Origin of the sequence: Stenotrophomonas sp. 2694 (assembly GCF_040548715.1) — a bacterium.
GTDB lineage: Bacteria > Pseudomonadota > Gammaproteobacteria > Xanthomonadales > Xanthomonadaceae > Stenotrophomonas > Stenotrophomonas indicatrix.
In genome coordinates this window covers 41,764-67,300 of record NZ_JBEPSG010000019.1, presented here as the reverse complement: position 1 = coordinate 67,300, position 25,537 = coordinate 41,764, and the positions used below count along the sequence as shown (strand labels likewise).

Annotated in this window: 26 protein-coding genes; 15 read left to right on the top strand and 11 right to left on the bottom strand. The window is 67.3% G+C overall.

Going from position 1 to position 25,537, the window contains the following annotated elements:
* Window positions 1-134 precede the first annotated feature (134 nt).
* The 4 genes from ABIA73_RS17465 (at window position 135) to ABIA73_RS17450 (ending at window position 4,466) form a co-directional block, all read left to right on the top strand.
* Window positions 135-1,784, top strand: coding sequence for a M28 family metallopeptidase (locus tag ABIA73_RS17465; RefSeq protein WP_032977069.1), 1,650 nt, complete (start codon window positions 135-137; stop codon window positions 1,782-1,784).
* Window positions 1,785-2,069: 285 nt separating this feature from the next.
* Window positions 2,070-3,329 (top strand): sensor histidine kinase, encoded by a 1,260-nt coding sequence (locus tag ABIA73_RS17460; RefSeq protein WP_032977067.1) that lies wholly within the window; start codon window positions 2,070-2,072, stop codon window positions 3,327-3,329.
* Window positions 3,319-4,089 carry a LytR/AlgR family response regulator transcription factor gene (locus ABIA73_RS17455; protein ID WP_033830239.1) on the top strand — a complete coding sequence of 257 codons (771 nt, stop codon included), beginning with the start codon at window positions 3,319-3,321 and terminating at the stop codon, window positions 4,087-4,089. Before ABIA73_RS17460 ends, ABIA73_RS17455 begins: the two co-directional genes overlap by 11 nt.
* A gap of 32 nt (window positions 4,090-4,121) precedes the next feature.
* Window positions 4,122-4,466, top strand: coding sequence for a hypothetical protein (locus ABIA73_RS17450; protein WP_025878392.1), 345 nt, complete (start codon window positions 4,122-4,124; stop codon window positions 4,464-4,466).
* Window positions 4,467-4,505: 39 nt separating this feature from the next.
* On the opposite strand, the gene ABIA73_RS17445 is transcribed toward ABIA73_RS17450, so the two are convergent.
* A complete protein-coding gene (locus tag ABIA73_RS17445) occupies window positions 4,506-5,120 on the bottom strand; it encodes a hypothetical protein (protein WP_354276083.1) in 615 nt (204 codons plus the stop codon).
* A gap of 309 nt (window positions 5,121-5,429) precedes the next feature.
* Here ABIA73_RS17445 and ABIA73_RS17440 point away from each other — a divergent pair, with 309 nt between their 5' ends.
* On the top strand, window positions 5,430-6,359 hold the full coding sequence (locus ABIA73_RS17440) for an oxygenase MpaB family protein (RefSeq protein WP_313283528.1): 930 nt from the start codon (window positions 5,430-5,432) through the stop codon (window positions 6,357-6,359).
* A gap of 128 nt (window positions 6,360-6,487) precedes the next feature.
* Here ABIA73_RS17440 and ABIA73_RS17435 read toward each other — a convergent pair whose 3' ends face one another.
* Window positions 6,488-7,075: a TetR/AcrR family transcriptional regulator gene (locus ABIA73_RS17435; protein ID WP_223483309.1), complete on the bottom strand. Its 588-nt coding sequence runs from the start codon at window positions 7,073-7,075 to the stop codon at window positions 6,488-6,490.
* Between the two features lie 131 nt (window positions 7,076-7,206).
* On the opposite strand from ABIA73_RS17435, the gene ABIA73_RS17430 reads away from it, so the two are divergent.
* Complete coding sequence (locus tag ABIA73_RS17430) at window positions 7,207-8,421, top strand: MFS transporter (protein WP_354276082.1); 1,215 nt, start codon at window positions 7,207-7,209, stop codon at window positions 8,419-8,421.
* The gene (locus ABIA73_RS17425; protein ID WP_354276081.1) at window positions 8,418-9,593 is read left to right on the top strand and encodes an MFS transporter; all 1,176 of its coding nucleotides are present in this window, start codon (window positions 8,418-8,420) and stop codon (window positions 9,591-9,593) included. The genes ABIA73_RS17430 and ABIA73_RS17425 overlap by 4 nt, the downstream gene beginning before the upstream one ends.
* A 97-nt stretch (window positions 9,594-9,690) precedes the next feature.
* Here ABIA73_RS17425 and ABIA73_RS17420 read toward each other — a convergent pair whose 3' ends face one another.
* Window positions 9,691-11,802, bottom strand: coding sequence for a M13 family metallopeptidase (locus ABIA73_RS17420; protein ID WP_080150158.1), 2,112 nt, complete (start codon window positions 11,800-11,802; stop codon window positions 9,691-9,693).
* Window positions 11,803-11,976: 174 nt separating this feature from the next.
* Here ABIA73_RS17420 and ABIA73_RS17415 point away from each other — a divergent pair, with 174 nt between their 5' ends.
* Window positions 11,977-15,039, top strand: coding sequence for a bifunctional diguanylate cyclase/phosphodiesterase (locus ABIA73_RS17415; RefSeq protein WP_032952063.1), 3,063 nt, complete (start codon window positions 11,977-11,979; stop codon window positions 15,037-15,039).
* Window positions 15,040-15,184: 145 nt separating this feature from the next.
* Here the strand turns inward: ABIA73_RS17415 and ABIA73_RS17410 are convergent, their stop codons facing one another.
* On the bottom strand, window positions 15,185-16,066 hold the full coding sequence (locus ABIA73_RS17410; RefSeq protein WP_279208436.1) for a LysR family transcriptional regulator: 882 nt from the start codon (window positions 16,064-16,066) through the stop codon (window positions 15,185-15,187).
* A gap of 94 nt (window positions 16,067-16,160) precedes the next feature.
* Between ABIA73_RS17410 and ABIA73_RS17405 the strand changes: the two genes are divergently transcribed.
* The 4 genes from ABIA73_RS17405 (at window position 16,161) to ABIA73_RS17390 (ending at window position 19,306) form a co-directional block, all read left to right on the top strand.
* Window positions 16,161-16,571, top strand: coding sequence for a DoxX family protein (locus ABIA73_RS17405; protein ID WP_033830247.1), 411 nt, complete (start codon window positions 16,161-16,163; stop codon window positions 16,569-16,571).
* A gap of 43 nt (window positions 16,572-16,614) precedes the next feature.
* Entirely contained in the window at window positions 16,615-17,424 is an 810-nt protein-coding gene (locus ABIA73_RS17400) for a dioxygenase family protein (protein WP_354276080.1), read from the top strand.
* Window positions 17,421-17,552 (top strand): hypothetical protein, encoded by a 132-nt coding sequence (locus ABIA73_RS17395; protein ID WP_263930282.1) that lies wholly within the window; start codon window positions 17,421-17,423, stop codon window positions 17,550-17,552. Before ABIA73_RS17400 ends, ABIA73_RS17395 begins: the two co-directional genes overlap by 4 nt.
* A 110-nt stretch (window positions 17,553-17,662) precedes the next feature.
* Complete coding sequence (locus tag ABIA73_RS17390) at window positions 17,663-19,306, top strand: Na+/H+ antiporter (protein WP_025878400.1); 1,644 nt, start codon at window positions 17,663-17,665, stop codon at window positions 19,304-19,306.
* 81 nt (window positions 19,307-19,387) lie between these two features.
* Here ABIA73_RS17390 and ABIA73_RS17385 read toward each other — a convergent pair whose 3' ends face one another.
* Window positions 19,388-19,636 carry a DUF3297 family protein gene (locus tag ABIA73_RS17385; RefSeq protein ID WP_025878401.1) on the bottom strand — a complete coding sequence of 83 codons (249 nt, stop codon included), beginning with the start codon at window positions 19,634-19,636 and terminating at the stop codon, window positions 19,388-19,390.
* A 90-nt stretch (window positions 19,637-19,726) separates the two neighbouring features.
* Between ABIA73_RS17385 and ABIA73_RS17380 the strand changes: the two genes are divergently transcribed.
* Entirely contained in the window at window positions 19,727-20,269 is a 543-nt protein-coding gene (locus ABIA73_RS17380; protein WP_025878402.1) for a DUF6630 family protein, read from the top strand.
* 87 nt (window positions 20,270-20,356) lie between these two features.
* On the opposite strand, the gene ABIA73_RS17375 is transcribed toward ABIA73_RS17380, so the two are convergent.
* The 5 genes from ABIA73_RS17375 to msrB form a co-directional block, all read right to left on the bottom strand.
* Entirely contained in the window at window positions 20,357-20,632 is a 276-nt protein-coding gene (locus ABIA73_RS17375; RefSeq protein ID WP_025878403.1) for a DUF4031 domain-containing protein, read from the bottom strand.
* Between the two features lie 13 nt (window positions 20,633-20,645).
* The gene (locus tag ABIA73_RS17370; protein ID WP_032977057.1) at window positions 20,646-21,155 is read right to left on the bottom strand and encodes a hypothetical protein; all 510 of its coding nucleotides are present in this window, start codon (window positions 21,153-21,155) and stop codon (window positions 20,646-20,648) included.
* 180 nt (window positions 21,156-21,335) lie between these two features.
* A complete protein-coding gene (motB, locus tag ABIA73_RS17365; RefSeq protein WP_033830250.1) occupies window positions 21,336-22,310 on the bottom strand; it encodes a flagellar motor protein MotB in 975 nt (324 codons plus the stop codon).
* 3 nt (window positions 22,311-22,313) lie between these two features.
* On the bottom strand, window positions 22,314-23,168 hold the full coding sequence (gene motA, locus ABIA73_RS17360; RefSeq protein ID WP_012509934.1) for a flagellar motor stator protein MotA: 855 nt from the start codon (window positions 23,166-23,168) through the stop codon (window positions 22,314-22,316).
* 101 nt (window positions 23,169-23,269) lie between these two features.
* Window positions 23,270-23,737: a peptide-methionine (R)-S-oxide reductase MsrB gene (gene msrB, locus ABIA73_RS17355; RefSeq protein ID WP_025878406.1), complete on the bottom strand. Its 468-nt coding sequence runs from the start codon at window positions 23,735-23,737 to the stop codon at window positions 23,270-23,272.
* Window positions 23,738-23,875: 138 nt separating this feature from the next.
* On the opposite strand from msrB, the gene ABIA73_RS17350 reads away from it, so the two are divergent.
* Window positions 23,876-24,250, top strand: coding sequence for a hypothetical protein (locus tag ABIA73_RS17350; RefSeq protein WP_025878407.1), 375 nt, complete (start codon window positions 23,876-23,878; stop codon window positions 24,248-24,250).
* A gap of 497 nt (window positions 24,251-24,747) precedes the next feature.
* A complete protein-coding gene (locus tag ABIA73_RS17345) occupies window positions 24,748-24,900 on the top strand; it encodes a lana protein (protein WP_080150149.1) in 153 nt (50 codons plus the stop codon).
* A gap of 57 nt (window positions 24,901-24,957) precedes the next feature.
* Here the strand turns inward: ABIA73_RS17345 and ABIA73_RS17340 are convergent, their stop codons facing one another.
* Complete coding sequence (locus tag ABIA73_RS17340) at window positions 24,958-25,437, bottom strand: Lrp/AsnC ligand binding domain-containing protein (RefSeq protein ID WP_025878409.1); 480 nt, start codon at window positions 25,435-25,437, stop codon at window positions 24,958-24,960.
* Window positions 25,438-25,537: the final 100 nt, after the last annotated feature.

Here is a 25,537-nt window from a genome sequence, read left to right as displayed (position 1 = left end):
GCTGTTGCCTGGGCTGTTGCTGTTGAGGTTGCCGGCCAGCGGCCGGCACTACCGCGGCTGCCGGGTGCAGGGCGCAGCCCTGCCGAACCTCTTACCCCTTACACTCCAGAACGATTTCCCTGCTGGAGAGAGCAATGAAGCGAGTAGTACTGGGCGTGCTGGCCCTGTCGGTGTCGAGCGCACTGATGGCGGCCACCCCGAAATTCGATGGCGCGCGGATCTCCGCCGACGTCAAGGAACTGGCCTCCGACGCCTACGAAGGCCGCTCCCCGGCCACCGCCGGCGAACAGAAGACCATCGCCTTCCTCAGCAAGCAGTTCGCCGACGCCGGCCTGCAGCCCGGCGGCGACCTGAAGGACGGCAAGCGCCTGTGGACCCAGGCCGTGCCGCTGCGCAAGGGCGACATCGTCGGCACCCCGCAGCTGTCGCTGCAGCAGGGCGGCAAGACCATCGCGCTGGAGCAGGGCAAGCAGATCGCCGTGCGTGCAGCCATGAACGGTGCGACCAGCGTGGATATCAGCAAGGCACCGCTGGTGTTCCTCGGTTACGGCGTAAAGGCGCCGGAGCGCAACTGGGACGACTTCAAGGGCGTGGACCTGAAGGGCAAGATCGCCGTCGTGCTGATCAACGACCCGGACTTCGAAACCGGCAAGGGCGACTTCGACGGCAAGGGCATGACCTGGTATGGCCGTTGGCCGTACAAGTACGAAGAAGGCGCACGCCAGGGCGCACTCGGTGTGCTGATCGTGCATGAGACCGCCCCGGCGTCGTATGGCTGGGCCACGGTGGCCGGCTCCAACACCAACACCATGTTCGACGTGGTGCGCGACAATCCGGCTGATAGCCATCCGCTGCTGGAAGGCTGGATCCAGCGCGATCTGGCAGTGGAACTGTTCCGCTCGGCCGGGCAGGATTTCGAGGCGCTGAAGAAGAAGGCGCAGCAGCGTGACTTCACCCCGGTGCCGCTGACCGGTGCCAGCCTGGATGCGAAGTACGCGGTGAAGACCGAAGTGATCACCTCGCACAACGTGGCCGCGCGCCTGGAAGGCAGCACGCATCCGGACGAGACCGTCATCTACAGCGCGCATTGGGACCACATCGGCGTGGGCGAGCCCGACGCACGCGGCGACCGCATCTTCAACGGCGCGCTGGACAACGCCAGCGGCACCGCCTCGCTGATCGAACTGGCGCGTGGCTTCGCCAAGGCACCGCGTCCGCAGCGTTCGGTCGTGTTCCTGGCGGTAACTGCCGAGGAGAAGGGCCTGCTGGGTTCGGAGTACTACGCAACGCACCCGCTGTACCCGCTGGAAAAGACCGTGGCGATGATCAACATGGACGGCATGGCGCCGTTCGGCCCGTCGCGCGATTTCGGCATCTACGGCGCGGCGCGCTTCGAGCTGCTGGACCAGTTGAAGGACGTGGCCAAGGGCTGGGACATCCGCTACACGCCGGACCCGAAGCCGGAAGCCGGCCTGTTCTTCCGCTCCGACCACTTCCCGTTCGCCAAGCGTGGCGTGCCCGCGCTGTCCTGGTCGGCCGGGCAGGACTGGGTGGACGGTGGCGTCGCGGCGGGCAAGAAGGCGTCCGAGGACTACACCGCCAAGCGTTACCACCAGCAGGGCGACGAGTGGCAGCCGGACTGGGTGTTTGCAGGCGCTGCGCGCGACCTGGAAGTGCTGTACACCCTGGGCAACCAGCTGGCCAATTCGCGCAGCTGGCCGAACTGGAGCAAGGACGAGGCGTTCCGCGCCGTGCGTGACGCCAGCGCCGACCAGCGCAGATAACGGAATGCGCCGGGCTCACCCGGCGCCTCCCCGGTCGCCGGCCGCTGGCCGGCAACCCGGTGATGCCTGGTAGTGCCGGCCACTGGCCGGCAACCCTGTGATGTCTGGTAGTGCCGGCCGCTGGCCGGCAACCCGGTGATGCTTCCGGACGCGATGGGGAGCCGGCCAGCGGCCGGCACTACCAGAACCGGTTCCATCCACCCTTTCCCGGTCTTCGTCGCACATCGCTTGTTTGCCCGAAGGGCCGCTCTATGCTCGGCTCACCCCTTCCACCAAGGCGCCGCCGTGATCGCCAGCTTCTCCCTCATCATCCGTCATCTGCTGGCCTGGGCCGCGGCGCTGTTCGTTGCCGGCATGGTCTGGAGTGGCATCTTCAGCGGCATGAACGACGGCCCAGGCTGGGTGTTCGGGCTGCTGGTGATGTTCCTGATGATTTCCGCGCTGGGCAGCGCGATCACCCACGTGCGCCGGGTCTGGCTGGTAGCCGGTCGCCTCGATGGCGCCACCTTGTCCGGCCGCCAGCGCCGGCAGATCGAACTGCCGATGGATGCCGGCCAGGCCTTCGCAGTGGTCGAGGCTGCCGTCGGCGAACTGCCGCGGGTGGAAGAGGTGGAGAGTTCTGCCGGCAGTCTGCAGGTACGTGCCTATGTGCGGCGCGTCGACCTGTGGAACGGCCGGCAACCGTCGCGCTGGAACCTGCCGGCGCGGCTGGCGATCAAACGCAACAGCGTGCTGGCCACGGTAACGCCGGGGCAGGGCACCAGCACGGTGACCCTGCTGTTCGAACCGGACGCCGGCTGGTGGGCCGATCTGCTGGCACTGGATGAAGGCAGCAACTATGAGAACGCCGAAGCGGTGACCCGAGCGATCAGCCGCCGTGTGGCCGACCAGCGCCGCGACGAGCAGGCCGCTGCCGAACAGACCCAGGTGGAAAAGGAACTGTCGGTCGCGCGCTTGAACCTGCTGCACGCGCAGGTCGAGCCGCACTTCCTGTACAACTCGCTGGCCAATGCACAGGTGCTGACCCGCACTGACCCGGCGCGCGCCGAGCAGATGCTCGGCCACCTGATCCAGTACCTGCGCAGTTCGCTGCCGCAGGTGGACGAATCGGTTTCCACGCTGGGCGTGGAGCTGGAACGTACCCGCGCCTATCTGGAAATCCTGCGCATCCGCATGGGCGCACGGCTGGCGGTGGAAGTGCAGGTGCCCACCGAGCTGCACGAAGTGAAGATGCCGGCGATGGCGCTGCAGACCCTGGTCGAGAATGCGATCAAGCACGGCCTGGAGCCCAAGCCCGGCGGCGGCACGATCTGGATCCTCGCGCGTGGTTTCGATGACCATGTCACCGTGACGGTCGCCGACGATGGGCTCGGTTTCGGACAGGGCACCAGCGGCACCGGCATCGGCCTGAAGAACCTGCGCGAGCGCCTGCGCTTGACCTGCGGCGAGCAGGCCGGAGTGGCGATCGTGGCCAATTTCCCCAGTGGTGTAGCCGCTACCATGACCCTGCCGCAGTCGGCCAAGGAGCCCAGCCATGCCGCTTGAAGCGCTGATTGCCGAAGACGAGGAGCTGCTGCGGCACTCGCTGGTCGAGCAGCTCGGGCGGCTGTGGCCGGAGCTGAAGCTGGTGGCCGAATGCGAGGACGGTGCCAGTGCGCTGGAACAGCTGGCCGAGAAGCAGCCGGACATCGCCTTCCTCGACATCCGCATGCCCGGCATCAGCGGCATCGAAGTGGCGCGGTCATTGGCCGAACTGAGCCCGCGCACGCAGGTGGTGTTCGTCACCGCCTACGACCAGTACGCCATCGATGCCTTCGAGCAGGGCGCGATGGATTACCTGCTCAAGCCGGTCAGTGACGAACGGCTGCTGGCCACGCGCGATCGCATTCTTTCGCGGCTGCCATCCACGCGCCAGGACGATGCGGTGCTGGAGCGCCTGCTGCAGCGCCTGGGTGCAGGCCCGGCCGCCAACGACCGGCCGCCCCTGGCCTGGATCACCGCCAGCAACGGCCGCGATACGCAGCTGATCATGCTCGACGATGTGATCTATTTCCGTGCTGACAACAAGTACACCACCGTGGTCACTGCCGCCGGCGAAAGCCTGCTGCGCACACCGCTGCGCGAGCTGCTGGAAGTGCTCGATCCGCTGCACTTCCGCCAGGTACATCGCTCTACCATCGTCAACATGAAGGCGGTTGCAGCCGTCAGCCGCGACGATACCGGCCGTGGCGTGCTGCGCCTGCGCCAGCGTGCCGAGACCCTGGTGGTCAGCCAGCCGTTCATGAGCTTGTTCCGCGGCATGTAGCCGCAGTCATTGCCATCCACCGAGGAACGAACATGCGCCGTATCCTGCTTGTAGGTCTCGCCGTGCTGGCCATCGCCGGCTGCGAAAAGTCCAGCAACACGTCGATCACCCGCACCAATGCCAATGGCGTGGACACGCTGTACAGCAAGAGCACGGTGGTCGATGGCGTGGCGCGTTTCGAATGCATCGCCAGCAGCAGTGGCCAATGCCATTACCTGGTGCTGGCGCCGGGCTGCAGCACCGACACCGCTTGCGCGACGCCGCCGCTGCGCCGGTTCGCGGTGGCCGCAGGCAAGACCGAGCAGGTCAGTGGCCTGCCGAAGGACTTCCGCCAGTGCGTCAGCGACGTGCAGAAAGAACAATGCCACCGTGACTGAGCACGGTGGCATTGTGGCTCCCCCCGGATTGCGTTCGGCTCAGTAAGCCGGCTGCAGCGTCATGTCGTGATGGTGTTCGGTTTCACCGACATGATTCAGGCGACCCACCAGTTCGGAGTGCTGCTTCATGCGCCCGATCTCGGTCATGATGCGGATGTCCTCGTGGCGCAGCTCGCGCTTGGCGGTGACCGCCTGCTTGTAGTCCAGCACTTCCGGATAGTGTTCAGCCAGGTCCAGCGCTTCGGCCACGTGCTCGACGCTGTCGGCCTTGGAGGTGATGCGCGCGCGGCTGTTGAAGGCCTTCATCCAGCGTTCGAAGCCCGCTGTGCGGTCGAACATGTTGGCCATGAACCAGATCACGAACAGGATCGAGATCCACGAGCCGATCACCACGACCACGCGGGTGAAGGTGATGTGGTAATCGTCGCGCCACAGGTAATTGGTGATCAGGCCGAGGATCAGCAGCGAAGCCGCCTGCCATCCGACGATCGAAGTGATCAGCCATTGGCACTTGGCCTGGGCCAGCACCGCCACTTCATCGCGGATCTGCTGTTCGCTGAGGCTGCGCCAGTGCGCGACCTGTTTTTCGAACGGGCTGCTGTAGAGCTCGTTGTCGCGAAGCAGTAATCCCAAACCCTTGAACAAAGCAATCATGGCTGGCTCCTTGTGGAACGTGCGGCGATCTGCAGTGGACGGTGTGGCGGGTTCAGTTCTAGCACTTCCAGCGAGCGGTGCAATGGCCTCAAGGCCACGCGGCACAAGGGCTCAGCCTGAACAGGTGAATATTGGTGCGACGCAGCATTGCCCGCGTGGCCTGCGACAAGATGTCGCAGGGTGAAATGTGCTGCGCGCGCACATGAAACCGACGCTGAGCGGATGGGCTCGCTGTGCCGGTCGTGATCGACCAGAATCGGGGTGGACCGCGCAGGACGCGGTCCGTCCCTCCGCCGATCTGGACCCGTGATGCCGCCGTTGCTGCACCGTCTTTCCCGCCCCGTCACCGCGCCGATCCGGCGCTGGGTCCTGGATGCGTTTCCGCGTGGCCAGAGCGGCATCGACTACGACCATCCACTGGGCGATCCCGGCTGGTTCGGGCCGGACAGCGTGACCTGGCGGATGCACGCAGAGCTGCCCTCGATGCTGGCCGGCGGTCTGTGTGCGTTGATGCTGCAGACGCTGCATCCGCGCGCGCTGGCCGGTGTCTACGATCATTCCAATTTCCGCCAGGACCTGGTCGGCCGCCTGCGCCGTACCACTGCCTTCGTGGCAGGCACCAGCTACGCGCCGGCGCGCGAGGTGGAAGCGCTGGTGGCCAAGGTGCGGCACATCCACGCGCAGATCCGCGGGCATACCGCGCAGGGTGAGCCGTATGCCGCCGATGATCCGCACCTGCTGACGTGGGTGCACGTGACCGAGGCCTACGGCTTCCTGCAGGGCTATCGCCGCTACGGGCGCGAGGTGCCTGCCGCGATCGCCGACCGCTATTACGACGAGTACCGCTGCGTGGCCGAAGCGCTGGGCGCGGTGGACGTACCACGCAGCGCAGCGGAAGTGGATGCGTATTTCTGTGCACGGCAGCCGGAGCTGGTGGTGGACGAACGCTCACGCGAAGTGTTGCAGGTGCTGTCCGGCGTGCGCCTGCCGGTGCCGGTGCCCGGCCTGTCGCGCGAGATCTTCCTCGGTGCCGGTGCCGCGCTGCTGCCGGACTGGGCCGAGGGCATGCTCGAGCGCAGCACGCGCCAGCGTGCGCAGGCCGCAGCTTCGGCGAAGCTGATGCAGGGCATGGCGCCGCTGTTCCGCCGCGCGCTGCCCGACGGCTTGGCGAGCCGCGCCTGCGCCCGCGTGGGTGTGCCGGTGGAATCGTTGCGCGAGTGGCCGGCATTGCCCCGGTAAACGCCGACCTTCGGCACGCTGGCCGGCTGTGGTGGATGTGGACCTGGGACCGCACGCTTTGGCGCCCAGCCTCGTCCACGCCATTCGCGGATGGCACACGGTAGATCCACGCCATGCGTGGATTGGCTTTACGTGGTCGACTTCAGCCCACGCAACAGCATCTCCAGTGCCGCCGTTGCTTGGCGAAGGCGCGCATTGCCATCTTCACCTTCGGCTATCCAGAACGCGGCCTCGGCCAGGCTGCCGTAGATCAGCGATGCCAGCGCCTGCGCGTCCACCGGCGCGACCAGGCCTTGCGCGATCAACTGTTCGATCAGGCGTTGCATCGAGTGCACGCAGTTCCGCTGCGATTCCGGCGATGCGCCACCGAGCACCGCACGTGCATCGCGCAGCACGATGCGCTGGATCTCTGGTTCCAGCGCCATCTCCAGGTAGGCACTACAGCGCCGCACGAAGCCGTCCCAGGTGTCGGCGGTACCATCGCTGATCGCCTGCAGGCGCGCGTCCATCTCGTCGTCAAGCTGGACGACCACCGCCGCCAGCAGACCCTGCTTGTCGCCGAAATGGTGATACAGCGCGCCGCGGGTCAGCCCAGCCTGGGCTGTCAGGTCGTCCATCGAGGCGGCGGCATAGCCCTGTTCGCTGAACACGCGACGGGCGGTGGCCAGCAGATTGGCGCGCGTTTCTTCCATCTCGGCGCGGGTGCGACGGACCATCGGGATCTCCTTACATACGACGTGCATGATTATTTACATACGGAGCGTATGAATGTAGTCTCATATTCATACGTTCTGTATGTATTGTCGTGGCGCCGCGTGCGCCGGACAAGTCTGCCCTGGAGATTTCGATGGCCACCCCGTATCGCGACCTGTTCGCAGCCCCAGGCACCACCGGCCTTGCCCTGGCCGGGCTGCTGGCACGCCTGCCCCTGCCGATGACCGGCATCGGCTTCATCACCTTGCTGTCGCAGCTGCGCGGCAGTTATGCGCTGGCCGGTGCGGTGTCGGCCACCTTCGTGCTGACCTATGCATTGCTGTCGCCGCAGGTGTCGCGTTGGGTCGACCGCCATGGGCAGCGCAGGGTTCTGCCGTGGGCCACCGCAGCCAGCGCTACAGGCCTGTTGCTCCTGCTGGCATGCACGCTGCTGCGGGCGCCGTACTGGACCTTGTTCGCCGCGGCGATCCTGGCCGGCTGCATGCCCAGCGTGTCGGCGATGGTGCGGGCGCGCTGGACCGCGATTCACCGCGGTCGCCCGCAACTGCAGACGGCCTATTCGCTGGAGACGGTGTTCGATGAGGTCACCTTCATCGCCGGGCCGCCGTTGTCGGTCGGGCTGTCGGTGGCTATATGGCCGCAGGCCGGCGTGCTGGCTGCCGCCCTGCTGCTGGTCGTCGGCGTGACGCTACTGGTGCTGCAGCGTGGCACCGAACCGCCGCTGCAGGCCTGCGAGGACGGCGCACCTTCGCGCTCATTGCTGCGGCAACCGGAGATCTGCCTGCTCGCATTGCTGATGCTGGCGATGGGTGTGGTTGTCGGCACGGTCGACATCACCAGCGTGGCCTTTGCCGAACAGCGAGGGCAGCCACTGGCAGCCAGCGCGGTGCTGTCGGCGTACGCACTTGGCAGCTGCGTGGCAGGGCTTCTGTTTGGTGCGCTGAAGCTGCAGGTGCCGTTGCAGCGCCTGTTGCTGCTGGGCGCAGGAGCAACCGCGTTGACCACATTGCCGCTGCTGTCGGTGGGCACCCTTCCTGCATTGGCCATTGTGGTGCTGCTGGCTGGGCTGTCCTTCGCGCCGACGATGATCGTGGCGATGTCGCTGGTGGAACAGCGCGTGCCCGAATGGCGCCTCACCGAGGGCATGACTTGGTTGCTGGCTGGCCTGAACATCGGCGTGGCACTGGGTGCCGCGTTGTCCGGGCAGAGCGTTGATGCCGGTGGTGTGCGCAGCGGCTTCGTCGTCGCGTTGGTGGCAGGCAGCGTCGTGCTGCTGATCGCCCTGCTCGCGCAAGGTGCGCTACGCACTTCTGCTTCGTCCACCTCCTCTGCTGGGATGGTCCCGTGAGTACTTCATCGCCCGCGCAAGCGTCGCCTGTGCCTCGCCATCCGTGGTGGGCCACCTCCGCCGTCGGCCTCGCTACCTTCTCCGTGGTCACCACCGAAATGCTGCCGGTCGGCCTGCTGACCCCCATCGCCGACAGCCTCGGCGCATCCGTAGGCACCGCCGGTCTGATGATCTCCTTGCCGGCACTGCTGGCGGCGCTGTTCGCACCGCTGGTGGTGATCGCAGCCGGTGGCATTGATCGTCGCCGCATCCTGTGCGCGTTGCTCGGCCTGCTGCTGGTGGCCAACGTCGCCTCGGCACTGGCGCCAAGCATCGGAGGGTTGCTGGCCGCGCGCGTGCTGGTGGGCTTCTGCATGGGCGGCATATGGGCCATCGCCGGCGGACTGGCGGCGCGCCTGGTGCCGTCAGCGCGCATCGGCCTGGCCACCTCGATCATCTTCGGTGGCGTAGCCGCGGCCTCGGTGCTGGGCGTGCCGCTGGGTGCACTGATTGGCGAGGCGCTGGGATGGCGTTGGGCCTTCGTGGTGATGGCTGCGTTCAGTGCAGCCGTCCTGCTGTTGCACCTGTGGGTGGTGCCAGCGTTGCCGGTGGACGGCTCGGTGCGCGCGCGCCAGTTCGTGCAGCAGCTCGGCAACCGCAGCCTGCAGCAGGGGCTGCTGCTGACCCTGCTGCTGGTGGCGGGGCACTTCATCGCGTTCACCTACGTGCGGCCGCTGCTGACCACGCTGGCGAACATCGATGCGGCGTGGATCGGAGGCCTGCTGTTTGCCTATGGCATGGCCGGCATCGTCGGCAACTTCATCGTTGGCCTGCTGGCGGCGCGACGTCCGCGCGGGTTGCTGCTGGCCATTGCGCTGGGGTTGCTGCTGACACCGCTGTTGTTCCTGTGGACCGGCGGTACGCCGGCCAGTGGCGCGGTGGTGTTGCTGTTGTGGGGCCTGGCCTATGGCGGGGTATCGGTGGGGTTGATGACGTGGATGATGACGGCGGCCCCCAAGGCCGTGGAGATCGCTACGGCGCTTTACGTGGGCGTGTTCAACATCGGCATCGCGCTGGGCGCGTGGGGTGGGGGGCTGCTGCTGGATGGCATCGGGCTGCGCGCCAATCTCTGTGTCGCAGCCGGGTTTGCGGCAGCGGCGACGTTGGTCGTGGCTGGTATGCGCAGGCAGTAGATCCACGCCACGTGTGGATGGCGAAAAACTGCCAACCGAGGTTGGCGTCTACCCATGGAAATAAAACGGGCGCCTTTCGGCGCCCGTCTGCGTTACATCACCACACCTTGACCCGCTTGTCCGGGGCCAGGTACAGCTTCTGGCCTTCCTTCACTTCAAACGCCGGGTACCAGGCGTCGATGTTGCGCACCGTCAACGCGCGGAACTGGCCCGGTGCATGCACGTCGGTCAGCAGCGAATTGCGCAGCGCCTGCTCGCGGCTCTTGCTGCGCCAGGCCTGGGCGAAGCCGAGGAAGAAGCGCTGGTCCGGGCTGAAACCTTCCAGGGTCTGGCCCGGCTTGCCCTGCAGCGACAGCTGGTAGGCGTCGTAGGCGGTACCCAGGCCGGCGACATCGGCGATGTTCTCGCCCAGCGTCAGCTTGCCGTTCACATGTACACCCGGGAACGGCTCGTAGCTGCTGAACTGCGCGGCCAGTGCATCGCCGGCCGCGTTGAACTGCTTGAGGTCTTCGGCCGTCCACCAGTTGTGCAGCTTGCCGGTGTCGTCGAACAACGCACCGGCGTTGTCGAAGCCATGGCTGATTTCGTGGCCGATCACCGCGCCGATCGCACCGTAGTTCACTGCGTCGTCGGCGGCACCGTCGAAGAACGGCGGCTGCAGGATCGCCGCCGGGAACACCAGGCGGTTTTCCAGCGGCACGTTCATCGCGTTGATGGTCTGCGGCAGCATCGCCCACTCGCTGTGGTCGACCGGCTTGCCCAGCTTGGCGATGTTGCGCTGGTACTCGAACAGCTCGGCGCGCTGCGCATTGCCCAGCGGATCATCACGACGGATGTCCAGGCCGGTGTAGTCGCGCCACTTGTCCGGATAGCCCATGCCCACGGTCAGGCCGGCCACCTTGGCCTTGGCGCTGGCCTTGGTCTGCGGTGACATCCAGGCCAGTGCATCGATGCGCTTGGCGAAGGCGGCGATGATGTTCTTGGCCATCTCGTCGGCACGTTCCTTGGTCTTCGCATCGAAGTGCTTTTCGACGTAACGCTTGCCGATGGCCTCGCCGACGGCATGGTTGGCGTCATCCACGGCACGCTTCCAGCGGTCGCTCTGCTGCGGCGTACCGCTCAGCGCGGTGCCGTGGAAGGCGAAGCGCGCATCGGCGAACTTCTTCGGCAGGTAGGCAGCGGCGCGGTCCAGCGCGTGGAAGGTCATGTAGTCCTTCCAGGCATCCAGCGGCTCGGTGGCCACCAGCTTGGACAGGCCGGCCACGGCCTTGGGCTGCCACACGATGAAGTCCTGCTGCTGGCCAAGCTTGGCGGCGTCCAGGAACGCGGCCCAGTCCATGCCCGGGGCCTTGGCGTTGAAGTCGGCCTGGGTCCAGGGGTTGGCGCCCTTGGTCACGTCATTGGTTTCTTCCTGCGTGGCATGCGCCTGGGCGATCTTCGTTTCCAGGGCGAGGATGCGCTGCGCCTTGCCGGCCGGGTCGGCCACGCCGGCCAGCTGCAGCACCTGCGCGATGTAGGCCTGGTACTGCTTGCGCAGGTCGGCCATGCGGCCACCGCCCAGGTAGAAATCGCGGTCCGGCATGCCCAGGCCGCCCTGCACCAGGTACGGCGCGGTACGGTCCGGCTGCAGCAGGTCCACCGACACCCACAGGCCGAACAGGCGGTCGGTGTAGAAGTTGGTGGCATTGAGCAGGTCGACGTCGGCGCGCACGTCGCCGCCGAGGGCGCGGGCCAGGCCGGCCTTGTCGGCGATCGCATCGATGTTCTTCAGCTGCGGCTGCACCGGTGCCAGGCCGCGCTGCTCGATGCCGGCCTCGTCCATGTAGGCGGCGTAGTAGTCGCCGATCAGCTTGTCTTCGCCGCTGGCCTGGGCGTTGCCGGCAGCGCCTTCCAGGATCGCGCGGGTGTCGGCCTGGGTCTTCTCGGCAATCACGTTGAAGCTGCCGAAGCGCGAGCGGTCGGCCGGAATCTCGGTGTTCTTCACCCAGCTGCCGTTGGCGAAACCGAAGAAGTCGTCACCGGCGGCGATGCTGCGGTCCATGCCACTGGCATCGAAACCAAAGCTGCCCAGCATCGGCTTGGCGGCAGCGGGTGTCGCCTCGGCCGGTGCGGCGGTGCCGGCGGCCGGATCGGCCGGGCGGTCGCAGGCGGCCAGGGACAGGCTGGCAACGATGGCCAGTGCCAGGGTGGGGCGGCGCAGCTTGGACATGGACTTCTCTTGCGGCGGAAAACTCCAAGTCTAATCCGCTGCGGGCCGGCTGGACGTGCTCGACAGGGCCAGCACTGTGCGTGATCTGGCTGAACACGCCGCAGCGATCTTCACGCGGTCACCGGCGTGGTGCATGCTGCGGGCTGGATGTCTGCAGCACCCGGGGGAGGGCGCATGCAGGACGGGTCGAGGCGTCAAGAATGGCGTCCGCCGGCCGTTGAGGTCGGGGATGTGGAGGAATCGTTCGCGCATGAAGCCAGCCGACTGCACAGGGAAGACCGACCGATGCCGGCGCTGAGACACGCGCTGGCCCGGCCGTTGCGTGCCATTACCTGGGGCGGCGTGGTGCTGGGCGTGCTGCTGGCGGCAGGCCTGGCCGCGATGCTGGCCAACGATTACCAGCGCCGGCTGGAAGCCGCGCAGCGGCAGAGCCGGGCGCTGGCGATAGGCAGCGAGCGCCTGCTGGCACTGGAGCTGCGCAACCTGGAACGGGCGATGGCCGGCATCGCCGCCGATGCGGCCGAGCTGTTCCGCACGGTGCCTGCGCAGGCGCCCGCGCTGCTGGACGCCGCCATAGCCGGCGTGCTGCGCCGGCACGCCGAACTGCACAGCATTGTCGTGCTCGATACCTATGGCCGCGCCCTGACCGCCGGCAAGGGCGACCTGCAGCTGCCACTGTGGACCGATCCGCAGCGACGGGGGCAGGGCAGTGCGCTGTACATCGGGCCGCCGCAGCGTGCCAGCGACGGCGGCTGGGTGGTGCCGCTGGCGCTGCCGATGGCTGGCGATCGCTGGCTGCTGGCACGGCTGCGCTGCGGCGAACTGCAGCGGATCGTGGGCGGGCTGGATGTGGGACCGAGTGGCCTGGCCTCGATCAGCGACGCCGATGGCTACATGCTGGCCCGTGTCCCCGATCCGCACGGCACCGTCGGCCGCCGTTACACGCTGCCGGCACGCACGCTGCTGGGCCGGCAGGCAGTGGTCGAGCTGGGCAGCATTCCCGGCGCGGTGGACCAGATACCGCGCATCTCCACCATCAGCACCCTTGAGCGCAGTCCACTGGCGGTGCAGGTCGGCCTGGCAAACGAAGATGTGCTGAAGCCGTGGTGGCCGTATCTGCAGGCGGCGATTGCCATCATGCTGGCCTACGTGGCGCTGCTGCTGGTGCTGCTGTACGCGGTGCGCCGCAGTACGCACCGGCAGCAGTCGATGGCCGAAGAGCTGCGGACCGGCCACGCCGAGCTGCGCCTGGCCCATCAGGTGGGCCGCGTATGCACCTGGTATGTCGACGAAGACGCTGCGCTGCTGCGCTGGTCACCGCTGGCGCGCGAGATCTTCGGTGTGCAGACCGATGCGCTGCCGGTGGCCGAATTCTTCGCCCGCGTGCACCACGATGACAGCGCACGCATGCAGCAGGCCTTCGATCAGGCCTTCGCCGGCAACGCTGTACTCGACGAAGAATTCCGCCTGGTGCTGCCCGGCGGTGCCGTGCGCTGGGTCGCCGCGCGTGGCCAGCGGGTAGCGGTGGTCGATCGGCAGCGGCGCATGATCGGCGCACTGACCGACCTCAGCGAGCGCTACCAGGCACGCGAGCAGATGCGCCAGGTTGAACGCCGCTTCCGCCTGTTGTTCGATCGCAACCCCGCGCCGTTCTGGGTGTTCGATCCGGACACCTTGCGCTTCATCGAGGTCAACGAGGCCGCCGTGCAGCAGTACGGCTACAGCCGCGATGAATTCCTGGCGATGAGCATCCTCGACATCCGCCCACGCGAGGGCTGGGACGAGGTCAAGGGCGCGATCGCGCAGGTGCGCAGTGGTGAACTGCAGGACGCTGCGGTGCGCCTGCACCAGCGCAAGGATGGCACGGTGTTCGAAGTGCGCGTGCACCTGTCGCAACTGGATTTCGATGGCCAGCCCGCGTGCCTGGTGCTGGCCGAGGATGTCAGCGAGCGGCTGGCCTACGAGCGCGACCTGGCCTATCACGCACGCCACAACCCGGCCACCGGCCTGCTCAACGTGCGCGCACTGAGCGAACAGCTGGACGAGCAGGCCGGCGCCTACACCATCGCCTATGTGCAGCTGCGCGGGCTGCAGCTGGTGGCCGATACGCTGGGCCGCGAGATCGGTGATGCGGTCCTGCAGTCGATGGCCTCGCGCCTGGGCGGGCTGGGCGCGCGCTTCGGCCTGCTGGCGTTCCAGCCGGCGGAGGATTTCGTGCTGGCGATCGCGCCGGAACACAACACCCAGCGCGTGCTGGACGATCTGCTGCAGATCGTCTCGGCACCGATGCGCGGCCAGGATTCGCTGCACCAGTTCGAACCCCGCATTGGTGTGGCCGTACATGACGCCGACGCAGGCCACAGTGCCGAACAGGCGATCGGCATGGCCGCGCAGGCGGCGCACGCGGCCCGCGCCGAAGGCAACGTGGTGGCCTGGTTCGATGCGGCGGTGACCATCCGCCTGGCCGACCGCCTGCGCCTGGCCGGGCGCATCCACGCGGCGATCGACAACGAATTCCAGCTGTACTTCCAGCCGATCCGGCACGCCAGCGATGGCAGCCCGGCGTCGCTGGAGGCGCTGCTGCGCTGGCCGCAGGCCGATGGCAGCTTCATCCCGCCCAGCGAGTTCATCCAGTTGTGCGAGGACACCGGCCTGATCCTGGCGTTGGGACGCTGGGTGATCCGCGCAGCGGCACAGGCGCAGCGGCGTCTGGTCGAAGCGGGGTGGGGCGAGCTGTCGATCGCGGTCAATGTGTCGGCGGTGCAGTTCTTCAACAGCGATCTGGTGGCCGAGTTTGCCCGCGCGCAGCAGGATTTCGGCCTGGCCCGTGGTGCACTGCACGTGGAACTGACCGAGAGCAGCCTGATGCGCAAGCCGGCACAGGCGATGCAGACCATGCAGCGCCTGCACGAGCAGGGCATCCGCGTGTCGCTGGACGATTTCGGTACCGGCTACTCGAGCATGTCCTACCTGCAGCACCTGCCGCTGGACGTCCTGAAGATCGATCGCAGTTTTGTGGCCGACGTGGAGACCAATCCGCGCAACGCATCGATCTGCCGGGCTCTGCTGTCGCTGGGCCACAGCATGGGGCTGACGATCATCGCCGAGGGCGTGGAAACGCCGGGGCAGCTGGACTGGCTGGCCGCGCATGGTTGCGACCAGGTGCAGGGCTACCTGCTGGGACGGCCGGCACCGCTGGAAAAGATCATCGCGCAGCTGGATGAGGTTGTCGCCTAGGCCGCGCTTCGCGCTCGCCGGGCATGGCCCGGCGCTACCGTGTCATGGGCGCGCTTCGCGCTTCGCGCTCGCCGGGCATGGCCTGGCGCTACCGTGTCATGGGCGCGCCGCTGGTAGCGCCGGGCCATGCCCGGCGGACGCACGCTTACACCCCGGTTTCCACCAGGTAGTCGATGAAGCTGCGCACCTTGGGGGCGAGATGGCTGCGGCTGGTGTAGACGGCGAAGATGCCGATCGGCTCAGCTTCCCATCCGGGCAGGATGCGCACCAGGCGGCCATCGGCCAGCGCCTCGTGCAACAGGAAGTCCGGCTGCAGGATCACGCCCATGCCAGCAATCGCCGCTTCGCGCAGGACGTCGCCATTGTTGGCGCGCAGCAGGGTGGTCACTGCAACCTTCACTTCGCCACCCGGTCCCTGCAGGGGCCAGTGGTCGCCGGCGGCCCAGTAGCTGTAGCCGAGACAGGCGTGGGTCTGCAGATCGTCGGGGGCCTGCGGTGTTCCGTGTGCGGCCAGGTAGGCCGGTGCGGCACACAGGCTGATCCGCGATTGGCCCAGACGCCGCGCGATCAGGCTCGGGCCCGGTTCGCGGGTGATGCGGATGGCCACGTCGTAGCCTTCTTCGACCATGTCCACCAGGCGGTCGGACAGCGCCAGGTCCAGTTCGACCTGTGGGAAGCGTTCGCGGTAGCCGGCCAGCAACGGGCCGAGGCGGGCGATGCCCCAGCTGACCGGTGCGTTGATGCGCAGCGTGCCGGACGGCTCCAGCGCCTGTGCGCCGATGCTGGCCTCAAGCGCATCGAACTCGGCGAGCAGGCGCACGCACTGCGCGTAGTAGGCGGCACCGGCGCTGGTCGGGCTGACCCGGCGGGTGGTGCGGTGGAGCAGGCGGGTGGACAGGCGCTTTTCCAGTGCGGCGACCTGGCGGGTGACAGCGGCCGTGGACATGTCCAGCGCCTGTGCGGCGGCGCTGAAGCCGTTGCGCTCGACCACCGCGACGAACACGCGCATGGCATCCAGGGTGTCCATTGTTGCGCCTTCTGAAATAAATACGGTCGATCCATCGTATTTATCGGCAATCGAGGGCGCAATAACCTGTGCGCTGTCCCTGCCGAGGTACCCCATGAACGCGACCCCCACTCCCCTGTCCCCGCTCGCCCCGTATGCCGCGACCCTGCTGCGGCTGGCCCTGGGCGTGTTGTTCCTGGTCCATGCGCTGACCAAACTGCTGGTGTTCACTCCGGCAGGTACCGCGGCCTTCTTCGAGTCGCTGGGCCTGCCCGGCGTGTTGGGCTACCTCACCATCGCCGTTGAACTGGCGATTTCCGCAGCGCTGCTGCTCGGCATCTACGCGCGCTGGATCGGCCTGCTCGGTGTGCCGCTGCTGCTGGGCACCATCGTGACGGTGCACGGCGCCAACGGGTTCAGCTTCGCCAATGCTGGCGGTGGCTGGGAATACCCGGCGTTCTGGGCGCTGGCCCTGGTCGTGCTGTTCCTGCTGGGCGATGGTCGCTGGACCCTGCGTTCGCGCTGAACGTTCCCCGGCCCGCTGCCTGTTCCTGTGATTGGAGAAGATCATGTCCCGCCTGCCTTCGCTGTACATCTCCCACGGCTCGCCGATGACCGCCCTGCATCCGGGCCAGGTCGGCGTGCGGCTGGGCGAGCTGGCCCGCGACCTGCCGACCCCGCGTGCGATCGTCATCGCCTCGGCGCATTGGCTGGCCCGGCAGCCGCTGGTCGGCAACCATCCGCAGCCGCCCACCCTCCACGATTTCGGCGGCTTCCCACGCGAACTGTTCGCGCTGCACTACCCGGCGCCCGGTGATCCGGCGTTGGCTGAAGAGGTGGCGGGCCGCATCGCCGCCGCCGGCCTGCCGGTGGCACTCGATCCGCAACGTGGCCTCGACCACGGCGCGTGGGTGCCGCTGCGCCTGCTGCACCCGCAGGCCGACATCCCGGTGGTGCCGGTGTCGATCCAGCCGATGCTGGGCCCGCAGCATCAGTTCGCGCTGGGCCGTGCGCTGGCGCCGCTGCGCGAACAGGGCGTGCTGCTGATCGGTTCGGGCAGCATCACCCACAACCTGCACGACTGGGGCCACTACCAGGACGGCAAGCAAGCGCCCTACGTGCGCCCTTTCATCGACTGGGTGGAGCAGCGGCTGGCCGCCAATGACCGCGATGCCCTGTTCGACTACCGCCGACAGGCACCGTTTGCCGAGCGCGCGCATCCCACCGATGAGCATCTGCTGCCGCTGTACTTTGCGATGGGTGCGGCGGGGGAGGGGGGCTTCGGTGCCAAGCGCATCGATGCGGGTGTCGATGCCGGCTTCCTGGCGATGGACCTCTATCGCTTCGATGGTGAGGACCGCGCTCAGGACGCGGCATGACCCCACCGCTGCTGCCAGGGCTGGAACGCCCTGCACAAGGACGCGTGCAGGGCCGGTTGGCAGTGGTGCATGACGACGTGGCCAGCACGCCGGCCTGGATCGGGCGGCGCTTGCTGTCGCGGTCCTGACGCGCATTCAGATCGCTGGGCGCAGTGGCGGCCTGCTGTGTTAAGTTTTTTCCCGTCCCCCGGCGCACTCCGGTTTTTCCGGCCCCACGCGCCGCTCCTGTGGAAGAAGCATGCACACCATCGAAGTCGTCCTGGCGATGCTGGTGGCCGTTGTCGCCAGCGGTTACCTGGTTCGCGTCCTGCCATTCTCGTTGCCGTTGCCGCTGGTGCAGATCGGCCTCGGCGCGGTGATCGCCGGGGTATTCAACCGCGGTCATGCACTGGAACCGGAAGTGTTCTTCCTGCTGTTCCTGCCGCCACTGCTGTTCCTCGATGGCTGGCGCATTCCCAAGCAGGGCCTGTTCCGCGACAAGGGCGCGATCCTCGAACTGGCGTTCGGGCTGGTGGTGTTCACCGTGATCGGCGCGGGCCTGCTGATCCACTGGATGATTCCGGTGATGCCACTGGCGGTGTGTTTCGCGCTGGCCGCGATCGTGTCACCGACCGATCCTGTGGCGGTCGGCGCGATCGCTGCCAAGGCACCGATTCCCAAGCGCCTGATGCACATCCTGGAAGGCGAGTCGCTGCTCAACGATGCCTCCGGCCTGGTCTGCTTCCGCTTCGCGGTAGCGGCGGTGATGACCGGTACTTTCTCGTTGGCGACCGCCTCGCTGACCTTCGTGTGGGTGGCGGTGGCCGGCCTGGCCGTCGGCGTGGCGGTCACCCTGGGCGTGTCCACGTTCCAGCGCTGGCTGTGGCGCCGTTTCGGCGAAGAGCCGGGCGCGGCGATGCTGGTCAACCTGCTGATCCCGTTCGCGGCGTACCTGCTGGCCGAAGAAATCAATGCTTCGGGCATCCTCGCTGCGGTCGCAGCGGGTATTTCGATGAGCTACGTGGAAATGACCGGCCGTGTCTCCGGCAGCATGCGCGTGCAGCGCGCCGGCGTCTGGAACATGCTGCAGTTCAGCTTCAACGGCATCATGTTCGTGCTGCTGGGCGAGCAGCTGCCGGGCATCGTCGAACGCGCCACCACCACCATGAACGAGAGCGGCCACCAGAGCGCGTGGTGGCTGCTGGTGTACGTGCTGGTGATCAACGCGACGCTGATCGCGCTGCGCCTGCTGTGGGTGTGGCTGTCGCTGCGCTGGAACCTGCTGCGTGCGCGTCGCCGCGGCCTGGAGCGTGGCGAGGCACCGAACTGGCGCATCGTGGTGGCCACCTCGGTGGCGGGTGTGCGTGGTGCGATCACCTTGGCCGGCGTGCTGACGCTGCCATTGTTCCTGCCCGATGGCAGCCCGTTCCCGGCACGCGACCTGGTGATCTTCCTGGCTGCTGCGGTGATCCTGTGCTCGCTGGTCGGCGCCAGCGTGGCGCTGCCGCAGCTGTTGAAGGGCCTGCAGCTGCCGGCCGATTCGGGTGAGCGCAAGGAAGAGGATCTCGCCCGCAAGCTGTCCTCGAAGGCCGCGTTGGCGGGCGTGGAGCGCATGCGCCAGCAGCTGGTGCTGAACCAGAACACCGAGAACGTGCAGCTGTACAACGACGCCGCATCGCGGGTGAGCCTGCTGTATCAGCGGCATCTGGACCGCGACAACCCGGACGTGGACCCGGAAAAGGTGAACCGGATGGAGATGGGCTATCGCCAGCTGCGCAGCGCCGGCCTCAATGCCGAACGCGAGGAACTGTTCCGGCTGACCCGCCGCGGCGTGGTGTCGGACGAGATCGCACGGCGGCTGATCCGCAACCTCGACCTCCTGGAATCGCGCAAGCGCGAGTGAACGGTATGCCGACCGGGCTGCCGATCGGGGTCAGATCCCTTTCAGCAGGAAAGGGATCTGACCCCGCCCCGGGACGGCCGGTTACTCCGGCTTCTGTTCCAGGAAATACGCCTCGACCTTGCCCTTGACCTTGATGGTCATCGGATTGCCGCGACGGTCACGGGCCTTGCCGGCCTGCACGCGGATCCAGCCTTCGCTGACCGAGTATTCCTCGACGTTGTCGCGCTCGACATCGTTGAAGCGCACGCCGACGCCGCGCTCCAGGGCCTGCGCATCGTGGAAGGGGCTGGCCGGGTTGATCGCCAGGTGGTCGGGAGGGGTATCGCTCATCGCTTCATTCACAATGACGGCCACCACGGCCGGCTTCAGCGGTACAGGATAAACCGTAGAATGCCCCCCTGCTCCCGAGGACGTTCCGCCATGCCTGACAACAGCGACTATTTCGACTTCGAGGAAGACGCCCACGATTTCGACGAGGACGATTTCGAGGCGCGGGTCTGGAACCTGCTCGTGCTGATCAACCCGGGCGACGAAGAGCTGGCCCTGCAGCAGTTCAACCGCTGGCGCGAGCATCTGTCCGAGGACGGCCAGCCGCTGGAGGCCGACAGCGACTGGCTGCCGGCGCTGTTCACGGCCATCGCCTGGCAGTCGGGCTTCGAGGTCGAACGTGATGATTTCGATTCGCTGCAGTCGGCGGTGAACGAGCTGTCGGCGCGCTTCAACCTGCAGCTGGACTGGGGTGGCGACCTGGACGACGAGGATTTCGCCGCGGACCTGGATGGGGTGCAGCTGATGAGCACCGCCTTCGACCGCCTGCGCGAGCACAACTACACGCTGTGGAGCGTGGATGCCGGCAACGACGGCTTCAGTGGCTGGATGGCGCTGACCCGCGATGACGACGCCCTGCTGGCGCTGTGCTCGCTGCTGAACGTGGAAGTGCGCCTGGGCAGCGACCCGTTCTGAGATTCACCGGTAGCGCCGGGCCATGCCCGGCGGCTTCCCGCCGCGCTGCGCACTCGCCGGGCGCGGCCCGGTGCCACCTGTACCAGCCTAGGGCTGGTACTGCGCCCTGGCGTTGGCGATCACCGCCTTCACCTGCGCCCGGTCCACATGCCGGGAGATGGCGACCGCACCCAGCGCGAGTGCCTGCGCACGCAGCTCGGCGGTGACATCGTAATGCGCCCCGCTGGCCTTGTTCTGGAAGGCCCGTGGAGGAATGCCGAGCTGCGCCGCCATTGCGTGCAGCTCGGCCAGGGTATCGGCCATCAGGTGCGCCCAGCGCTGACCGCGCCAGGGATGCACCGCGTCATCGACGTAGACCGACACCGCCGCCGCCGGATCAGGCCTGCGGCTTGCCGTCGGCGTCGGCGGCCGGAGTGGCCTCGGCGTCGGCAGCGCCTTCGGCGCCGGCAGTGTCTGCAGCCGCTTCATCGGACGCTTCGCCTTCAGCGGCTGCATCTTCAGCCTGCTCGCTGGCGAACTCGGCCACCAGCTTGTCCAGGTATTCCTCGGCGGTCTGGCCCGCTTCTTCGGCCAGGGTGTCGAGCAGCTTCTGCATCAGCTCGGAATATTCCAAGGTGACCTTGCGGCCTTCGGCTTCCTGCACGTTGGACAGGTGCTTGAGCATGGCCAGCATCGGCACCGGGTTGTCGGCGTTGCCCATGGTCTGGCCGCCGATGGCCAGCAGCCACTCGCGGCCCTGCAGGCCGATGGCGGCCACGGCCTGGCCGTCCTCGTTGACCAGCACGGCATGGTTCTGCACCTGCTGCTGGGCGTTCAGACGGAGGAACGGACGCTTGGTCTGCTGCTTCTTGCGCTTGTCGCGCTTGGCCTTGGACAACTTGGACATGGGGGTGTGATCACCTGGAGTCGGAAAGACCGCCATTGTACTGGGTGCCGCGCTGCGCGCTCGCCGGGCATGGCCCGGCGCTACCCTGGTGCGTCCGGATGCGCGCTCGCCGGGCATGGCCCGGCGCTACCTTGGTGTGTCCGGATGCGGTAGCGCCGGGCCATGCCCGGCGAAGACGGGTCAGGGGGCAGCGCCCTTTCCTGCGGAACGGGATCCGACCCCGGCCTCACCCTGCGCGGCCTGCACGTCCGGGTCCACGGTGGTTGCCGACAGGCCTACCTGCGGCCCGGCGCCGGCCAGCGCAGCTTCCTCGGCGGCCTTGGTCATCACCACGATGCTGATGCGGCGGTTGATCGGGTTCTGCGGATCGGCCTTGTCAAACAGCACCGACGAAGACAGGCCGACCACGCGGGTGATCTTGCTGTCTTCCAGGCCGCCATCGATCAGCGCGCGGCGCGCGGCATTGGCGCGGTCGGCGCTCAGTTCCCAGTTGCCGTAACCGCGCGCGGCCGAATAGGCGGTGATGTCGGTGTGGCCGGTCAGGCTGATCCGGTTCGGCACGTGGTTCAGGTACTCGGCCAGCTCGTGCAGGATCTGCTGCGTGTACGGCTTCAGGGTGGCGCTGCCGAGGTCGAACATCGGCCGGTTCTGCTTGTCCACGATCTGGATGCGCAGGCCTTCCGGGGTCAGGTCCAGCAGCAGTTGGTCCTTGAACGGTTCCAGCGCCTGGCTGCGGCTGATCGCTTCCTGCAGTTCCTTCATCAGCGCTTCCAGCTGCTGCTTGTCGCGCTGCTGCTCGTCCACCGGCTGCGGTATCGACTTCTGCTGGTTCTGGAAGGGATCGTTGCTGTTGCCGCGCGAAACATCGGTGGCGCCGCCGAGCTTGATCATCGAGGTGCTGGCACCGCCCGGCCCGGCCATGCCCGGCGCCGGCGTCGCGCTGGAGCCGACCAGCGGGCTGGGGTTGCGGAAGTACTCGGAAATGGCCGCGCGCTCGGGCTTGCTGGTGCTGGCCATCAGCCACAGCACCAGGAAGAAGGCCATCATCGCGGTCACGAAGTCGGCATAGGCCACCTTCCACGAACCGCCATGGTGGGCGGCGTGGCCGGCCTTCTTGACCCGGCGGACGATGACGGTGGGCTTGGTCTCGGCCATGGCTTACTTGACCGTCTTCAGGTGCTGCTCGAAGTCGGAGAACGCCGGGCGCACGTTCGACGGCAGCGTCTTGCGGGCGAACTCCAGCGCGATCTTCGGGTTGTAGCCGCGCAGGCAGGCCAGCAGGGCGGTCTTCACCGACTCGTAGATGCGGCTGTCCTGCTCGGCACGGGCTTCCATCGCCGAGGCCATCGGGCCGACGAAGCCATAGCCCAGCAGGATGCCGAGGAAGGTGCCGACCAGCGCGCCGGCCACGTGGCCACCCACTTCGACGATGTCGCCGCCGATCGAGCCCATGGTGATGACGATGCCCAGCACTGCCGCCACGATGCCGAAACCGGGCAGGCCGTCGGCGACCTTGGTCAGCACCTGTGACGGCGCCATCGCTTCGGCGTGGTGCTTTTCCAGCTCCAGCTCCAGCAGCGGCTCCAGCTCATGCGGCTCGATGTTGCTGCCGATCATCAGGCGCAGGCAGTCGGTGATGAAGTCGATCAGGTGGTGGTCGGCCTGCACCTTCGGGTAGTTCCCGAACAGCGCGCTTTCGGCCGGGCGCTCGACATGGTCTTCCAGCGCCATGAAGCCTTCACGGCGGGCCTTGTTGAGCAGTTCGTAGACCAGGCTGAGGACGTCGATGTAGTCCTGCTGCTTGTAGCGCGGGCCCTTGAACACGCCGACCATGGCCTGCAGCGTCTGCTTGACCGTCTTGGCCGGGGTGCCGACCAGGAACGCACCCAGCGCGGCACCGCCGATGATGACCAGTTCGTAGGGCTGCCACAGCGCCCCAAGGCGGCCGTGTGCGCCGAGGTAGCCGCCCAGCACGCTGATGATGACGACCAGGAATCCAACGATGATGAGCATGGCGCGACGCAAGGAGGGGGGATATCTCCTTGTCGGCCTGACACCGGTGTTTCTGAAGAGGGAATTCTGTGAAGTCGGTCAGCGGGGCCTTGCGGCGCGTGTCAGCCCGCCACGCCGGCCTCCGCGCCGCCACGCTGCAGCGGATCGGGCCACGGCTCGCCGTTACCGGTGAACGAAAGTGAGACCGAGTTCAGGCAGTGGCGCTCGTAGGTGGGCGGCGGACCGTCCGGGAACACGTGGCCCAGATGGCTGCCACAGCGGGCGCAGGTGATCTCGGTGCGGACCATGCCATGGCTGGTGTCGCGGATCTCGCGCACGTGCGACGGGTCGAACGGGGCGAAGAAACTGGGCCAGCCGGTGCCCGAATCGAACTTGGTGCTGGAGCGGAACAAGGGCAGGGCGCACAGGCGGCAGCAGTAGACGCCCTCGCGCTTGTTGTCGAGGAATACCCCGCAGAACGGCGCCTCGGTGCCGTGCTGCAGCAGCACGCGGCGCTCCTCGGCGCTGAGCCCGGCGACCAGGGCGTCGGTCTGCGTGGCGGTGGGGGGCGTCAGATCGAAAGCGCTCATGCCGGCTCTCCGTGGGGTTGTGGCCTGGGATGCCAGCAGACGTGGGGGTGTCGGCACACGCTTGCAAGTGTGATGGCCGTTCATGGCCGGCACACAGGGGCAGGCGCAGGGTAAGGATGGCCTACCCTGGAGCGCGCGATGAAACCCCGCCTAGTCCTGTTGCTGTCGGCCCTGGTGCCTCTGCTTGCCCAGGCGCAGGTTCCCACCGGCAGTCCGACCGCCACCCGCAGCAGCGCGACGGTGGCACCGCCGCCTGTCGCCCCGCCACCACAAGCGTCGCGCCCGCAGCCGCAGGTGCTGCCCTCGCCGCAGCCGGCACAGCCGATCCGATCGACCGGCCCGGCCCAGGTGACCCCCACGCCCGCGCCGGCGCTGCCGGACAAGGTCTACGACCGCAACGGCCGCATCGTTCCCGGCGTCAAACCGGTCGGCCCCAACCGCGTGTTCGACTCGCGCACCGGCCGCTACTACGACAGCGTACCGACCGGCGACGGCCAGCAGATCAAGCGCTGACCCCAGCGCCCGCAACCAATCGCGCAACCCAAAGAGAGCGCAGCGACCCGCTGTCGCTCTTTTTTTTTTTCTTTTTCTTTTCCGTGGCTGGCGCCCGCATGAACCTGTCCAAGGCCGGGCGGGTGGGCTGTGCAGGGGCGCAAGCGCCATGAATGGCGCGCCCGAGCCTACAGGGGTGAGGGCGCTTTGCTTGCGAAGCACTGCTTCGCAAGCGCCCGAACGCACAGCCGCTAGCGGCTGGGCCGGTCTGGGGATTCACGGCGTCCCCGCCTGACCCCACCCGCCCGGCCCACTCGCAGCACCGCACCCGGCCCCAGCCACGAGGGGCTCAGCCGTTGGCAGGAAACCCGCCACCCACATGAACGCCGGAAAACAGCCCCCGCCCTGCACACCCCGCATCACCCGTTTTTCGCCTGCGATTAACCGTGCCAGGACCACGGTGGACCTGCGCCGGCATCCCTGTCGTCGCGCTTCCCTCGTCCCCTTGGAATACGATCATGGCCAACCAGCAGAACCGTCATCCCGGCAAGGAACAGCAGGGCAAAACGCCGCAGGAACAGCAGCGCCAGCAGCAACAGCAACAGCAGCCGAACGAGCAGCAGAAGAAGCATCCGCAACAGGGTTCCATGAAGAACCCGCAGCAGCGCTGATGCAGCCAGGGGCCAGAGCCCGCGTTGCGGGGTCTGGTCTCGCTGCCGCCAGTCGGTTCAATCCGGAATCGGCAGCGCCCAGGTCTCCTTGACCTCTTCCATCACGATGTAGCTCTTCGACTCACGCACATGTGGCAGGGTCAGCAGGGTGCTGCCGAGCAGCTTGCGATAGGACGCCATCTCGCTGATCCGTGCCTTCAGCAGGTAATCAAAATCGCCCGACACCAGATGGCATTCCAGCACGTTGGGCAGCTTCAGCGCCGAACGCCGGAATTCCTCGAAGATGTCGCCGGATTTGTAGGCCAGGCTGATCTCCACGAACACCAGCAGGCTCGCTTTCAGCGCGCTGGGGTCCAGGTGCGCGTGGTAGCCGGTGATCACCGCTTCGCGCTCCAGCCGGCGCACGCGCTCGGTGCACGGGGTGGTCGACAGGCCGACCCGTTCGCCCAGCTCGGTGAAGGAAATGCGGCCTTCGGCCTGCAGGATGCGCAGGATCTTGCGGTCGATCTTGTCCAGCTCGCGGGGACGGGTGGCCATGGGCGTCAAGCTCGGGGAATGAATCACAGGGAAATATCCTGACTGCATTGCTGAAATCAGGCAAATCATCTGGATACGGAAGAATATACTTCCCCGATTA

Excerpts from the sequence above, each read along its gene's own strand:
- ABIA73_RS17440 (WP_313283528.1), top strand. The coding sequence starts at position 5,430 with ATGCCGCCGTTGCTGCACCGTCTTTCCCGCCCCGTCACCGCGCCGATC.
- ABIA73_RS17395 (WP_263930282.1), top strand. The coding sequence starts at position 17,421 with ATGACCCCACCGCTGCTGCCAGGGCTGGAACGCCCTGCACAAGGACGC.
- ABIA73_RS17450 (WP_025878392.1), top strand. The coding sequence starts at position 4,122 with ATGCGCCGTATCCTGCTTGTAGGTCTCGCCGTGCTGGCCATCGCCGGC.
- ABIA73_RS17445 (WP_354276083.1), bottom strand. The coding sequence starts at position 5,120 with ATGATTGCTTTGTTCAAGGGTTTGGGATTACTGCTTCGCGACAACGAG.
- ABIA73_RS17345 (WP_080150149.1), top strand. The coding sequence starts at position 24,748 with ATGGCCAACCAGCAGAACCGTCATCCCGGCAAGGAACAGCAGGGCAAA.
- ABIA73_RS17390 (WP_025878400.1), top strand. The coding sequence starts at position 17,663 with ATGCACACCATCGAAGTCGTCCTGGCGATGCTGGTGGCCGTTGTCGCC.
- motA (WP_012509934.1), bottom strand. The coding sequence starts at position 23,168 with ATGCTCATCATCGTTGGATTCCTGGTCGTCATCATCAGCGTGCTGGGC.
- ABIA73_RS17435 (WP_223483309.1), bottom strand. The coding sequence starts at position 7,075 with ATGGTCCGTCGCACCCGCGCCGAGATGGAAGAAACGCGCGCCAATCTG.
- motB (WP_033830250.1), bottom strand. The coding sequence starts at position 22,310 with ATGGCCGAGACCAAGCCCACCGTCATCGTCCGCCGGGTCAAGAAGGCC.
- ABIA73_RS17400 (WP_354276080.1), top strand. The coding sequence starts at position 16,615 with ATGTCCCGCCTGCCTTCGCTGTACATCTCCCACGGCTCGCCGATGACC.
- ABIA73_RS17465 (WP_032977069.1), top strand. The coding sequence starts at position 135 with ATGAAGCGAGTAGTACTGGGCGTGCTGGCCCTGTCGGTGTCGAGCGCA.
- ABIA73_RS17340 (WP_025878409.1), bottom strand. The coding sequence starts at position 25,437 with ATGGCCACCCGTCCCCGCGAGCTGGACAAGATCGACCGCAAGATCCTG.
- ABIA73_RS17415 (WP_032952063.1), top strand. The coding sequence starts at position 11,977 with ATGCAGGACGGGTCGAGGCGTCAAGAATGGCGTCCGCCGGCCGTTGAG.
- ABIA73_RS17410 (WP_279208436.1), bottom strand. The coding sequence starts at position 16,066 with ATGGACACCCTGGATGCCATGCGCGTGTTCGTCGCGGTGGTCGAGCGC.
- ABIA73_RS17455 (WP_033830239.1), top strand. The coding sequence starts at position 3,319 with ATGCCGCTTGAAGCGCTGATTGCCGAAGACGAGGAGCTGCTGCGGCAC.
- ABIA73_RS17430 (WP_354276082.1), top strand. The coding sequence starts at position 7,207 with ATGGCCACCCCGTATCGCGACCTGTTCGCAGCCCCAGGCACCACCGGC.
- ABIA73_RS17385 (WP_025878401.1), bottom strand. The coding sequence starts at position 19,636 with ATGAGCGATACCCCTCCCGACCACCTGGCGATCAACCCGGCCAGCCCC.
- ABIA73_RS17405 (WP_033830247.1), top strand. The coding sequence starts at position 16,161 with ATGAACGCGACCCCCACTCCCCTGTCCCCGCTCGCCCCGTATGCCGCG.
- ABIA73_RS17420 (WP_080150158.1), bottom strand. The coding sequence starts at position 11,802 with ATGTCCAAGCTGCGCCGCCCCACCCTGGCACTGGCCATCGTTGCCAGC.
- ABIA73_RS17370 (WP_032977057.1), bottom strand. The coding sequence starts at position 21,155 with ATGTCCAAGTTGTCCAAGGCCAAGCGCGACAAGCGCAAGAAGCAGCAG.
- ABIA73_RS17380 (WP_025878402.1), top strand. The coding sequence starts at position 19,727 with ATGCCTGACAACAGCGACTATTTCGACTTCGAGGAAGACGCCCACGAT.
- ABIA73_RS17350 (WP_025878407.1), top strand. The coding sequence starts at position 23,876 with ATGAAACCCCGCCTAGTCCTGTTGCTGTCGGCCCTGGTGCCTCTGCTT.
- msrB (WP_025878406.1), bottom strand. The coding sequence starts at position 23,737 with ATGAGCGCTTTCGATCTGACGCCCCCCACCGCCACGCAGACCGACGCC.